The following is a 12,386-nucleotide window of genomic DNA, read 5'->3' on the forward strand; positions in this document are numbered from 1 at the left end:
ACTCCCCAGAGGTCACCGTGCGGATTCCGATCATAGAGATTCTCGCAGACCCGCCGGGACAGCCAGGTGGTTCTGCAGTACGACGCCCAGCGGCAACGCGGCCACGAACGCGGAGTCCTGCGAGCCGTACACCGGCCGGAGCAGGACGCGGGCGGTGGCGCCCAGGTTGTCGATCGCGGCGATCATGTCCGGGATCTGCTCGACGGTCATCACCGTGCCGGTGACGACCATGCCGAAGTTGACCAGACCGGCGCCGCGCGCCTCCTCCTGCGCGGACCGCTCGGCGGCGCGGGCCTCGGCCAGGCTGCGCGCCGACGGCCGGGCCGACGTGGTGGCGCGGAACGACGCGTTGCGCTTGTCGGCCTCGACCATCCGGGCCGACGTACCCGCGTCGAGCGGGCGGTAGAGCAGGGTGACGCGCTTGCGGTCGATGTCGACATGCGGCGCCACCAGTTGCGACAGCACCGAGGAAAACACCTCACCGCGCGGCGCCTGGGACATCTGCCAGGTCACCGACCACGCGGAGTCGTGCCGGTACTTGTCCCAGAACGACTGGGCGCCGGACGGGCCGACGTCGGTCCACTGCAGCTCCGGCGGCATGCCCTGACCACGAGCCTCGTCGATGAGTACGGCGGACGCCGGGTCGTACGCGATCCGGATCGCCTCGCACAGCTCCTGGGCACTCACCGGCCGGGCGGCGCCCGCACCGGTCGCGTTCAGGCTCTGCGTGAGCGCTGGCAGCCGGGCCGCGAGCTCGCGGCCCATGTCGTCTTCCTTGCGGCGCTTGCCGCTCCGGTCGGTGCCCTTGAAAGTCAGGGCGACGCGGGCCGAGACCAGCGCCGAGCCCTCCGGGTACGTCTGCACGACCTCGGTGAGCATCGCCCGCGCGATCGCCGGGGTGCCGTCCATCATGTTGTTGCCGACCTCGCGACGCAGCCGGATGCCGGTGTCGGGCGCGCTCTCGACCGTCACCGAGGCCGCGACGATGCCCGGCTCGTGGCCGAGCGACGCCAGCCACTGACCCCAGTGAGCCACCCAGATGTCCACCTGCTCCTCGTCCACCAGCGAGGCGCCGTCCGGCTCCGCGTTGATGACGACGGTGAAGTGCCGCGTGCTCGGGTAGAACAGCAGTGCGAACGGACGTCCGTACGAGTCCTGGTACTCGCTCAGCTGCGAGGACGCGGCCAGACCCGGGAGCTGGAACTTGCCCCACGCGGTACGGCCGAGTGGACCGGATCGGTAGATGTTGTGCTTTGCCATCTTTGCTCGCTGCCATCCAATACGGGTCGAGATCCGTTGCAGGGTGGACTGCCCATGCTTGTCCTTCGTCATCAGCAGCAGCAGCACGACGCCGACGATCACGAGGGTGATCATCGCGGCCGGGATGCCGCCGGACATGGTCGCGATGACGACCAGCAGCAGGCCACCCATCATGATGCCCGTGCCGAGCATGCCCAGGCCGGCGATGCCCGCGGACGCGGGCTGCCGCCAGTTGCCGTAGGTGCGAGGTGCGCGTCGTACGTTCTCAGCCGCTGCCACTTGGTCCGTCCGGTGTCGGTTGGTCGTCGCCTCCGCTGCCACTCGGGCCAGACGGAGGTGGAGGCTGGTTGCCTCCGCCGCTCTGCTGTCCACCGCCGCCGCCACCGCCGCCACCGCCGCTGCCGCTCGGGCCGCCGCCACCGCCACCGCTGCTCGCGGCGGCGTCGCCGCTGTCGAGCGTCTCGGCCGCGGCCGTTTGACCAGCCATCTTGGTGGCTGCGACCCCGATGACGACCGGGGCAGCTACTGCCGCGGCAGGTCCGGCCGCTGCAGCGCCGGCTCCAGCTCCGGCACCGGCCGCGCCGGCTGCTGCGCCTTCACCGCCGGCCGCAGCTCCTGCCGCGCCTTCACCGCCCGCGGCTGCGCCTTCGCCGCCGGCCGCACCCTCGCCGCTGCTGCTCGGGGCCTGCTGCGGTGCTCTGCCGACGTTCTGGGCGCCGGACGGACCGTCGCCTCCGCTGCCGCCGCCGTCGCTGCCCTCACTGGCCTGCTTGTTCGCCATGTCGCCGAGCTTGTCCATGCCGGGCATCATCTTGGCCGCGATCATGCCGGCGCCGGCCGCGCCCGCGGTCGCCGAGACCATCGGCACGATGAACCGCATCAGGGCCGGCAACGCGAACAGCGCGAGCACCAGCATCGTCAGGCCGGTGATCACATTCATCACCAGGCTGCCGGTCTGCTGGGGGTCTTTGATATCGAAGTGCAGCGGGGCGCCGTTGTTCGTGACCAGGCGGATCGCCGTGGCGTAGACGATCGCCGCGACCGGCTTGTACAGGATGAACGCGAGCAGCCAGGCGATTATTCGTTTGAACCAGTTCCGGCCCATCTCGGTGTTCGTCGCGGCGGCCGCGATCGGCAGCACGCCGAGCAGCAGGATGAGCATCGCGCTCCGGACGACCATCAGCACGATCTGGATGATGCTCGCGATGACGGTGAGAATGCCGACCGCGATCATGATCCCGATCAGCAGCGGTGAACCGGCGAGCGCGGCGACCGCACCGAAGCCCAGGACCGTCCCCATCACCGTCCCGAAGTGTTCGGAATCTCCGGAGCCGATCTTCTGGCAACCGTCGACCCATGGTGCGTTGCCCGAGTCGAGCGCGGTGCTGACGATGCAGCTGGAGAAGATGTCGGCCGCGGTAATCAGGACCTGCGCGACGGCGATCACGAAAGCTGCGGCGATGGCGAGGGTGAGCAGCGAGCGCAGCAGTTCGCGAGCCGATTCCCCGCGCTGGGTCCAGGCCATCTGGAGCGCGCCGACGAGCAGTCCGATCGCCGCGATGAAGATCGTGATGAACTGGGTGTGTTCCCAGATCCAGCTGACCGTGTCGTTGGCCGGCCTGCCGTCGGCGCCTGCCACGGCCGGCGTCGGCACGTAGATCCAGAAGGTCGCGATCGTGCTCATCAGAGTCCCGACCGCTGAGGCGATGGCTTTGAGAATTGGCTCGAACACGAACCTCATCACCGTTTCTAGGATGGGGTTGAAGATCGGCTCAAGGATTTTTTCCATGAGATCGATCGCCCAGGAGAGGACGCTCATCGGAATCATGTCAAGACGTCCTCGGCGAGACGAAGCGGAGAATTGCGGGGAGCGCGACGACAGCGACGATCATCATCGTCACGCCCATCAGGATCTTCAGCGTCTGCGGAGTACCGGCCGGAGCGTCCTTCACGTTCGGAGTCGACATCAGGTACAGCGCGGTGGCATAGATGAGCGCCGCGACCGGCTTGTAGATGATGAATCCGGCCAGCCAGGCGAGTGCGCGCTTGAACCACGCCATGCCCATCTCGGTGTTGGTGGCCGCCGCGGTCAGCGGAAGTACGCCGACGAGCAGCACCAGCATCCCGTAGCGGATGATCATCAGCCCCAGCTGGATGATCGAGGTGATCACCATCAGGATGCCGACCAGGATCACCAGCACGAACCCGAACTGCTCGGGCGGGCTCTTCAGCGGCTCGGTCATCAGGTCTGCGAGGTTCTTCGCGAAACTGTGCCCGTTCGCGGCGAGCGCCTTGTTGATGATCCAGCTCGAGAACCCGTCCGCGGCCGAGATCAGCGTCCCGGCGAAGGCCGTCGCCGACGCGGTCACCACGACGAGGGTCAGCAACGACCGGAGGATGTCCCGCAGTGGCTCACCGCGATGCGAGACGGCCATCTGGACGGCGGACGCGATCACCGCGAGCGAGGCGATGAAGATCATGATGAAGTTGGTGTGCTGCTGGATCCAGAGCGCCGGTGTGTTGCCTTCGATGGCCGGCGTCGGAATGTAGACCCACAGCAGGCCGACGGCCTTCATCACAGCCTCGACAGCCTTCACGACGATGTCGGCGATCGCCTGGAAGATGAAGTCGGCGAACTTGCCGAAGGTCCACTCGAGCGCGGTCTTCAGGCCGTCCTTGAAGCAGTCGTCCCACTGCCAGGGCCAGCCCCCGCACTCAAGGGCGATCATGATGCACCACTGAACCTCACGTAGCCGCTGAGACTGGACAGGATGTCGGGCTCGACCGAGCCGTTGAAGGTGCCGTCGTCCTGGAGCACCGCGTACCAGTCGCCGTGCGACCACTGCATCGTGACCGGCATGGCACCGTACGCCTTGTTCTCCAGGTTGGCGACGACCTGGATGATCGTCCGGGTCGTGGTGTAGTCGAGCACCTTGAAACCGGAGAACTGGAGCTCACCGGCCATGGTCGGCGGCGTCGCCCGGTCGTCCTTGGCCGCGGCGAGCGCCGCGGTCTTGCCCGGGCCGGCGATCACCCGGCTGCGCAGCGCGGCGATCCCGACGGCCGGGTTCTGGATCTGGCCGAGCAGGACCATGGCCGCCAGCACCGCACCTGTCGGCGAGTGCGCGAAGCAGGAGCGCACTCCGTCCGGGCTGGTGGTCGCCGGTCCGCCCGCCGCTTGGAGCGGGATCAGCATCTCGGCCTCGAACTGCCAGCTCACCCCGACCGGCGCGGCGACCCGGGGGATCGCCTGATCCGGGCTGTGGTCGTGGCAGCCGCCGGTGTGGCTGTTCGGCGGGGGCGGCGCCGTCTTCGTGGCGGTCGGCTGCTCGGTCGGTGTCGCGGGCGGACCGGTCGGCCCGGTGTCGGTGGGCTGGCCGGTAGGGACCAGGGTGCTCGGAGTCTGGCTGGGGCCGGCCGTCGGGTTGTCCGAACGACCACCCAACATGAACCAGACCACCAGGCAGATGAGCACAGCTCCGATGACGATCGCCGACGCGATGAACCCACGCTCGGCGAAGACGCTGGTCCCTTCGCCGTCGGAATCGCCGTCGGCGTCCCGGTCACTGCTGAACAGTCCCACCCTCTGATTCACCTCCGAACAGGTCGCGCGACACCACGATCACTTCCTGACTGTCAGCCGTGGCCACCCAGGGCCTGCGTGAGCGCGGTCGCCGCGCCGATCACGATGCAGGCCGCCAGGACCCAGCCGAGACGGGCTGCGTGCTCGCCGCCCTCACCGCGGCGCTGGCCGACAGCCATCATGCCGCCGGCGATCAGGATGCCGAGGGTGCAGACGGAGTACGCGATCCACCGGACCCAGCCGAGCACCTTGTCCAGGTTGGTCTGCACGCCGGGAGGGGCATCGAGAGGGAGCGTCATGGTGTTGAGCTCCATGACCATGTGGTGTATCAGCATCATGATGGTGAATACCTTTCAGTACGGGGCGGGGTAGTCCGCTGGGTTTGACGCGCGAAGAGCGTAGATGGATTCAAGGACTTCGAAGACCTCGTCCGGGGTGTTGTCAGGCGTGGGAGCCTCCCCTCGGCGCCACTCCTCGATCCAGGGGATGTCCCAGACTCTCGGCACACCCCCGCCGACGATGTCGGCGAAGTCGTCGAGCACGCGGGGCAGCCGGCCCGGGGCGTCCGCGATCAGCACCAGGCCGAGCACAGCCACTCCCTGGACGACACCCGAGGCCCACTCGATCGCGGCTCGTTGCGCGGCGCGCAGGCCGGACCCGTGGGTGCGTGCGACCAGGATCACCGGGGTCGGCACGGGTGGCGGCGGAATCGGCCAACGGTGGTTGGCCGCCCGGGTGCCCGGCAGCAGCAGCGACATCGTGGACTCGCCGGCGCCACCGTGCACACCGACCCACCACAACGTGTCCGCGACCGGGATAGCGAATTTGGGCAGGCGCTGATCCTCCGCGGGCGCCGGCACCCCGTGCTGCGGGGCGGACGGCCCCCGAGGGGTGATGTCCGGCTGGGTAGGGACCGGCGACGGCTGTTGCGGACCCGGAGACTGCTCTCGTGTCCACGGGTTCTGCGTCATGGCCCCTCCTCTCGCGGTGCGTCACAGGCTGTCGCCCACAGTATTCTCTCGCTTTCCGGGTGTACTTTCGTGACCCATCCACAGGCGAGGATGTTTCTACCCCCTTGTCGGGGTCAGTCGAGCCGCCGGGCTCGCGTGGTTTCTGCCTGCCCGGAATCCCTGGCATGCCTGGTGCGGGGGACATGCTAGAACGAGGACGTCGTAGTCGGATGAGCGAGGGAGATCTGTGGCGGGAATGAGAGGACATCGTGGCTGAGAAGATCCCCTCCTGGCCGAAGGTCACGATTCGGCTGTACGACGACCACAACGCCGAAGTGAAGATCGCCGGCCGCAGCCACCCGGTCAACCATCACGACCCACGGCAGGCTGCGATCCAGCTCGTCAGCGAGCGGGCCGCCCAGCTCGGGCGGGCGGTCAAGGCGACCGCGGTCGAGTCCGACGGCGCCTCCTGGCCACTGATCATCCACCCGGACGGCCAGGTCGACGCGCTCGAGCCCGATTCCGGTCGTGGCGGCGGCAGCAGCAGCGGTCAGAAGCCGATCTGGCCGATCGTCGTGGCGATGGTGGTGGGCTGTGTCCTGGTGATCGGCACGGTCGTCTTCGTCGCGGTGATCAAACCCAACCTGCACAAGAAGCCGACCTCGACCGCGTCACCGCTGCTGCCGTCCCTGCCGGCACCGCAGGTCACCCCGGACGAGTTCCCACCGGGCAACGTGCCGCCGGGCTTCACCACCCACGCGGGCTGGACGGTCGACATAGCCAAAGACACCCACCCCGCGATCAAGCCCGACGGCACCGAGGTCGCGATCCTGACCGCCGACGGGAAGGTCGCGGTTTTCGACAGCAACGGCAAGGTGCTGTGGCAGGACCAGGTGCCGAAGGACGCGGAGAGCCCGGTCTACACGACAATCGACGGCAAGCTGGTGCTGGCGATCGCGACGCCGGACACCTTGATCTATTGGGCCGGCGGCGGCGCGGAGCCGAAGAAGGTCGGGCTTCCCGATGAAGCCAAGGTGCAGTTCTTCGGCAAGTCCCCGCTGATCGTCCTGAGCGGGACGGGTGGCGCGATGGTGATGTCCGGCGGCACGCTCAAGGCCGTGCCGAACCAGCGCCGCCTGTCGACGATCCTGCTGGCCGAAGGCGATCGCGCGTTGATGGCGCAGTACCACGGCCCGCTGTTCTGGAGTGCGCCGGACAAGCCGCTGCAGACGGTCACGCCGCAGAAGCCGGGCGGCGCGATCTCGGACAAGCCCCAGCAGGTGCTCTCCGCGAGTCCGGACTACGCGCTGGCGCTGTGGCAGACGAAGGATCCCGAGAAGGTGATCCCGGCGGTGCACTCGACCGCCAGCGGCAAGGTCGTGGCAGTCTGCCGGCCGACGTCGGCGTCGGATGCCGAGGCCTGGGCCTGGGTTCCGGACCCGAACCGCAGGATCGCTGCCTGGGGTGAGTGCCTGATCAACCTCTCGACTCCCCTGATCGCCACCATCGAGAACTTCAGCCCGCTGTCCATCACCGGATCACTGATCTACGGGACGATCGCCGGCCAGATGTACGCCGTCACGCCCGGCAAGCCGCAGCACCCGCTGAATCCAGCTCCGGTCCGCCCGTGGGGCATCGCCGGCAATCACGCGATCATCGTCTACAACTCGGTCCTCTACGCCTTGAACCCGGCCGCACGATGAGCCGGCCGATGCGTGGCGCGACCCGCCGGCCGGTTCGCGTGCTGGCCGGGCTCGCGGCGGTCGGCGTCCTGCTGCTGCCGACGGCCCAGGCGCTTGCCGACGACAACGAACCGGCGCCGGTCGAGTGGCCGACGGTGGCCGTGCCCGGCGACGACGACGGCGAGGCGGCACAGCCGGCGCCGGTCGAATGGCCCGCAGTGGCGAAGTCGGACGACGACGGCGACAGCACGACCGAACCCGCTCCGGTCGAGTGGCCGACGGTCCAGGAACAACCCGGCGGCTGAGCGACCCCCGGCTGAGCGACCCGCGGCCGAGCGACCGGCGGCGGCAGACAGAAGGCCCGCGGTCCCTTCCGGGAGCGCGGGCCTTCGTGGTGGTGCTGTGTGGTGCTGTGGTCAGCCGGCCGCAACCTCGAGGCGGACCGTGGCGGCCACGTCCGGGTGCAGCTGGACCGCGACCTGGTGCTTACCGGTGGTCTTGATCGGCGACGCGATCGCGATCGCACGCTTCTCGACCAGCGGACCGCCGGCGGACTTGATCGCCGTGGCGATGTCGGCCGGGGTGACCGAGCCGAACAGGCGGCCGGTGTCGCCGGCCTTGACGGCCAGGGTCACGTTGAGCTGCTCGAGCTGGTTCTTGACCTCGCTCGCGTGCTCCTTGCCCTGGATCGCCCGGGCGTCACGCGCCCGCTTGATCGTCTGGATCTGCTTCTCGGCGCCACGGGTCCAGCCGATGGCCAGACCGCGCGGGACCAGGTAGTTACGGCCGTAGCCGTCCTTGACCTCGACGATGTCGCCGGGAGCCCCGAGGCCCTCGACCTCCTGAGACAGGATGAGCTTCATGGTTCGCGCCTCCCTCAGCGAGCGGTGCTCGTGTAGGGCAGCAGGGCCACCTCACGAGCGTTCTTGATAGCGGTCGCGACATCGCGCTGGTGCTGCACGCAGTTCCCGGTCACCCGGCGGGCGCGGATCTTGCCGCGGTCCGAGATGAACTTGCGCAGCAGCGCGGTGTCCTTGTAATCGACGTACGTCGCCTTGTCCTTGCAGAAGCCGCAGACCTTCTTCTTCGGCTTCCGAATGATCTTGGCCATTGTGGTGCTCTCTTCCTATTTCCAGAGCCCGGCACGTGCCGGAATGGTCCCTAACGGGTTTGCGGGCCGATCAGAACGGGGGCTCTTCCATCGAGCCGCCGCCCTGGCTGGCCCAGGGGTCGTTCTGCGGGGCGGACTGGCCGCCACCGCCCTGCGGGGTCGCCCAGGGGTCGTTCTGCTGGCCGCCACCCTGACCGCCGCCGTAGCCGCCGCCCTGGTTGCCACCCCCCTGGTTGCCGCCGCCACCGAACTGCTGGCCGCCACCACCGCCACCACCGAAACCGCCGCCGCCACCGTCGGAGCGCGAGGTCTTGGAGATCTTCAGCGTCGCGTAACGCATGCTCGCGCCGATCTCTTCGACGTCACACTCGAAAACGGTGCGCTTGTTCCCGTCGCGGTCGTCGTAGCTGCGCGCCTTGAGGCGCCCGTGCACGACGACCCGGGAACCGCGGGTCAGGGACTCGGCAACATTCTCGGCAACCTGGCGCCACACCGCGCACGAGATGAAGAGGGTTTCCCCGTCCTTCCACTCGTTGGATTGGCGGTCCAGCGTCCGCGGAGTACACGCGACGGTGAAATTCGCCACCGCGGCGCCCGAGGGCGTGAAGCGCAGTTCCGGATCACCCGTCAGGTTTCCGATCAGGGTGATAGGTGGTTCGCCTGCCATTGCCGTTCCTCCTGCTATCGGGTGTGGCTGTGTCTACAGCTATTGGTACCGGCTGGTGCCGACAGTACCGATGGCTGCTGACGACCCCAGGGTCAGTGCTGGTCCGGCCGGATGACCTTGGTGCGCAGGATCGACTCGTTCAGCGTGAGCTGACGGTCGAGCTCCTTCACCACCGCCGGCTCGGCGGTCAGGTCGACGACGGCATAAATGCCTTCGGACTTCTTCTTCACGTCATAGGCAAGCTTGCGACGACCCCAGATGTCGAGCTTCTCGACCGTGCCACCTTCCTTGCGGACGATGTTCAGGTACTGGTCGATGGACGGCTCCACGGTGCGCTCATCGAGCTCCGGGTCGAGGATCACCATGACTTCATAACGACGCATGCGCGAACTCCACCTCCTTCGGACTTGGCGGCCACGGTCTCTCCGTGGCAGGAGGGCGATGCGGGTGTGCTCTGCGCCGGCAATTGCCGTCGGCGCCAAGCAGCGAGCCCGGTCGATGGACCGGGCCACATCAAGAGAATACCAGCGTCCGGACGGCCTATTGACCATATCCACAGGCCTGTTCCGATGACTCTGCGTCACCGCAAGACGACGATGCGCTCACCGCGGCGGAGTACCAGCACGAGCAACGGTACGGCGAGAATCACCGAGATCACGGCCAGCACCGGGAAGCCGCCGAGCGTGAACAGCCACGGCGAGGTGGCGGTGGCCAGCGCCGAGACGGTCCAGATCGACGACTCCACCCGGCTCTCCAGTTCGGCCGATCCCAGCTGGGCGCTGCCGCCGAGGTAGCAGAGGTTCCACGCATAGCCGAGCAGGAACAGCGTCGGCGTGAAGACCAGTCCGGTCCGGGTGACAAGTACTGCGGCCACGAGCAGCCCGATCAGGCCGGCGAGCGTCACCACGCGGGGCCCGAACCGGTCGATGCACCAGCCGGTCAACGGAGACAGGGCGAACATCCCCAGGGTGTGGACGGACAGCATCACGCCCAGCAGCCCGAGTCCGTCGTGGTGCAGGTGCGTGTGGACCGGGACAGCCGTCATCACGGACACCATCACCAGTTGGCCCACGACCATGACGCCAGCCGCGAGTAGTACCGACCGGCCGCCCGACGCTCGGCGTACCTGAGGCGCGTCGGTCGCCTTGGTACGCCGGATGTACGTCGACGCGACCAGTGCGGAGAACACTGCGCCCAGGGCCAGCAGGAACGGGCCGGCGATCGCTGGAAGACCGAAGCCGGAAGCGAAGGACTGGGACGGTGCCATCAGGAACGGTCCTCCTGCGGCACCGATGGTGCTGGCCCAGACGACTGTGCTCATCGCATAGGAACGTCGAGACGGCGGTGCCGCGTCGGCGGCGGCGTAGCGGGACAGGAGGCTCGCTGCGTTGCCGACGCCGAGCAGGAACATGCCGACGAACAGCAGGGCGACCGGTGCACCCACGCCCGCCAGTACTGTCAGCGCTCCCCCGGCGACCCCCACGCCGTACCCGGACCGGAGTGCCTGCGCGCGTCCGAGCCGTGCAGTCCATCGTCCGACCGCCATAGCTCCCGCAGCTGTGCCGAGTACACCTGCGGTGTTGGGGAGACCGGCCAGCGCCGGACCGAGGTCGTCGGCGATCAGGATGGCGCTGACCGCGCTGGCGGCGACCATCGCGGCGTTCATCAGGGCGGCGGCGAGAATGACAGGAAGCAGCATGCCTTCCACGCTAGGAAAGCCGGACGCCTCGAAGAATGCGCGAAACAAGGCGTCTGCCCTTGTGGAGGACCGATCTCGAAGGTGTTCTGGGGTCATGACCTTTCAGGAGCGCGAGCTCGACGCCACCGACTGGCAGATCCTGGCCGCCCTGCAGTCCGACGGCCGCCTGTCCTTCAACCAGCTCGGCAAGCGGGTCAACCTGTCCCCGCCGGCGGTCGCGGACCGGGTGCGGCGCCTCGAAGAGGCCGGCGTGATCAAGGGCTACCGCGCCGAGATCGACCCGGCGCGCGCCGGGCAGCCGTTGTCGGCGTTCGTCCAGATGCGCTGCACGACCGGCCGCTGCCTGCTGAAGACCACGCGCGCCGAAGACTTCCCCGAGGTGCTCGAGATCCACAAGCTCAGCGGCAACTCGTGCTCGATGCTGCGGGTGCGGGTGACGTCGATGCGGCACCTCGAAGGGCTGTTCGAGCGACTCGGCGAGCACGGCGAGATGAACACCCACATCGTCCTCTCCACGGAGTTCGAGGGTCGGCCGGTGCAGCCCCCGACCGACGACGAGCGGACCGTGACGAGGTCGGCCGGATGGGGTTCCTGAACTGTCCGTGGGGAGTCCTAGGCTGTGGTCATGACTGTGAAGCTCGGTGCGCATGTGGACCAGGAAGACCCGCTGGCGGAGGCGGCCGACCGGGGCGCCGACCTGGTGCAGTTCTTCTTGGGCAACCCGCAGGACTACAAGGCGCCGAAGCTCGCGTACGCCGATGGCGAGGAGGCGCTGAAGACCCGCGCCGCCGCCGCTGGGGTCGACCTCTACGTGCACGCGCCGTACCGGCTGAACGTCGCGAACACGAACAACCGGATCCGGATCCCGAGTCGCAAGCTGCTGCAGCAGACGCTGGACAAGGCGGCCGAGATCGACGTCAAGGGCGTGATCGTCCACGGCGGCCACGTCGGTGACGAGGACGACCCCGAGGCCGGGTTCGACAACTGGCGCAAGTGCATCGAGCGGGCCGAGCTGCCCGTGCCGTTGCTGATCGAGAACACTGCCGGCGGAGAGAACGCGATGGCCCGGCAGCTGGAGCGGATCGCGCGGCTCTGGGAGGCGGTGCAGGCCTCGGGCAACGACCGGCTGGAGAACGTTGGGTTCTGCCTCGACACGTGCCACTTCCACGCGGCCGGCGAGGAGTTGCCGACGATCGTCGAGAAGGTGAAGGCAATCACCGGGCGGATCGACCTGGTGCACGCCAACGGGTCACGCGACGAGTTCGGCTCCGGCGCGGACCGGCACAGCAACTTCGAGGAGGGGCATATCGACCCGGCCGACATCGTGGCCGTCGTGCAGGCGGCGGGTGCACCGGTCGTCGTCGAGACCCCGAACGCGAACAACGGACAGAAGGCCGACCTCGACTACCTCCGGGCGCACCTCAAGTAGGTGTC

At 68.3% G+C, this 12,386-nt stretch carries 15 protein-coding genes; 4 read left to right on the forward strand and 11 right to left on the reverse strand.

Features of this window, described 5'->3' with window-relative positions; genetic code table 11:
• Window positions 1-30 precede the first annotated feature (30 nt).
• From ACIA58_RS06080 to ACIA58_RS06105, 6 genes are read right to left on the reverse strand one after another with little or no spacing between them, the layout of a single operon-like run.
• Window positions 31-1,539, reverse strand: coding sequence for an SCO6880 family protein (locus ACIA58_RS06080; RefSeq protein ID WP_396402483.1), 1,509 nt, complete (start codon window positions 1,537-1,539; stop codon window positions 31-33).
• Window positions 1,526-3,088, reverse strand: a complete 1,563-nt coding sequence (locus ACIA58_RS06085; RefSeq protein ID WP_396402484.1) for a hypothetical protein — start codon at window positions 3,086-3,088, stop codon at window positions 1,526-1,528. Before ACIA58_RS06085 ends, ACIA58_RS06080 begins: the two co-directional genes overlap by 14 nt.
• A gap of 1 nt (window position 3,089) precedes the next feature.
• On the reverse strand, window positions 3,090-3,989 hold the full coding sequence (locus ACIA58_RS06090; protein WP_396402485.1) for a hypothetical protein: 900 nt from the start codon (window positions 3,987-3,989) through the stop codon (window positions 3,090-3,092).
• Window positions 3,986-4,843, reverse strand: coding sequence for a hypothetical protein (locus ACIA58_RS06095; protein ID WP_396402486.1), 858 nt, complete (start codon window positions 4,841-4,843; stop codon window positions 3,986-3,988). The genes ACIA58_RS06090 and ACIA58_RS06095 overlap by 4 nt, the downstream gene beginning before the upstream one ends.
• Before the next feature lie 53 nt (window positions 4,844-4,896).
• Window positions 4,897-5,181, reverse strand: coding sequence for a conjugal transfer protein TrbC (locus tag ACIA58_RS06100; RefSeq protein ID WP_396402487.1), 285 nt, complete (start codon window positions 5,179-5,181; stop codon window positions 4,897-4,899).
• Between the two features lie 15 nt (window positions 5,182-5,196).
• Window positions 5,197-5,814 (reverse strand): DUF6668 family protein, encoded by a 618-nt coding sequence (locus ACIA58_RS06105; RefSeq protein WP_329004486.1) that lies wholly within the window; start codon window positions 5,812-5,814, stop codon window positions 5,197-5,199.
• A gap of 248 nt (window positions 5,815-6,062) precedes the next feature.
• Between ACIA58_RS06105 and ACIA58_RS06110 the strand changes: the two genes are divergently transcribed.
• Both ACIA58_RS06110 and ACIA58_RS06115 read left to right on the forward strand, forming a co-directional pair.
• Entirely contained in the window at window positions 6,063-7,496 is a 1,434-nt protein-coding gene (locus tag ACIA58_RS06110; protein ID WP_396402488.1) for a hypothetical protein, read from the forward strand.
• Window positions 7,497-7,504: 8 nt separating this feature from the next.
• Entirely contained in the window at window positions 7,505-7,780 is a 276-nt protein-coding gene (locus ACIA58_RS06115) for a hypothetical protein (RefSeq protein WP_396402489.1), read from the forward strand.
• A 111-nt stretch (window positions 7,781-7,891) separates the two neighbouring features.
• Here the strand turns inward: ACIA58_RS06115 and rplI are convergent, their stop codons facing one another.
• The 5 genes from rplI to ACIA58_RS06140 all read right to left on the reverse strand — a co-directional run bounded on the left by rplI (window position 7,892) and on the right by ACIA58_RS06140 (window position 10,952).
• Window positions 7,892-8,338, reverse strand: a complete 447-nt coding sequence (rplI, locus tag ACIA58_RS06120) for a 50S ribosomal protein L9 (protein WP_396402490.1) — start codon at window positions 8,336-8,338, stop codon at window positions 7,892-7,894.
• A 14-nt stretch (window positions 8,339-8,352) separates the two neighbouring features.
• Window positions 8,353-8,586, reverse strand: a complete 234-nt coding sequence (gene rpsR / locus ACIA58_RS06125; RefSeq protein WP_012924539.1) for a 30S ribosomal protein S18 — start codon at window positions 8,584-8,586, stop codon at window positions 8,353-8,355.
• 70 nt (window positions 8,587-8,656) lie between these two features.
• Complete coding sequence (locus tag ACIA58_RS06130) at window positions 8,657-9,253, reverse strand: single-stranded DNA-binding protein (protein ID WP_396402491.1); 597 nt, start codon at window positions 9,251-9,253, stop codon at window positions 8,657-8,659.
• Between the two features lie 92 nt (window positions 9,254-9,345).
• The gene (gene rpsF / locus ACIA58_RS06135) at window positions 9,346-9,636 is read right to left on the reverse strand and encodes a 30S ribosomal protein S6 (RefSeq protein ID WP_130386399.1); all 291 of its coding nucleotides are present in this window, start codon (window positions 9,634-9,636) and stop codon (window positions 9,346-9,348) included.
• 197 nt (window positions 9,637-9,833) lie between these two features.
• Window positions 9,834-10,952, reverse strand: a complete 1,119-nt coding sequence (locus ACIA58_RS06140) for an MFS transporter (protein ID WP_396402492.1) — start codon at window positions 10,950-10,952, stop codon at window positions 9,834-9,836.
• Between the two features lie 94 nt (window positions 10,953-11,046).
• Here ACIA58_RS06140 and ACIA58_RS06145 point away from each other — a divergent pair, with 94 nt between their 5' ends.
• Window positions 11,047-11,547: an Lrp/AsnC family transcriptional regulator gene (locus ACIA58_RS06145; protein ID WP_396402493.1), complete on the forward strand. Its 501-nt coding sequence runs from the start codon at window positions 11,047-11,049 to the stop codon at window positions 11,545-11,547.
• Between the two features lie 30 nt (window positions 11,548-11,577).
• Window positions 11,578-12,381: a deoxyribonuclease IV gene (locus ACIA58_RS06150; protein WP_396402494.1), complete on the forward strand. Its 804-nt coding sequence runs from the start codon at window positions 11,578-11,580 to the stop codon at window positions 12,379-12,381.
• Window positions 12,382-12,386: the final 5 nt, after the last annotated feature.

The sequence above is a fragment of the Kribbella sp. NPDC051586 genome, assembly GCF_044453965.1.
Lineage (GTDB): Bacteria > Actinomycetota > Actinomycetes > Propionibacteriales > Kribbellaceae > Kribbella.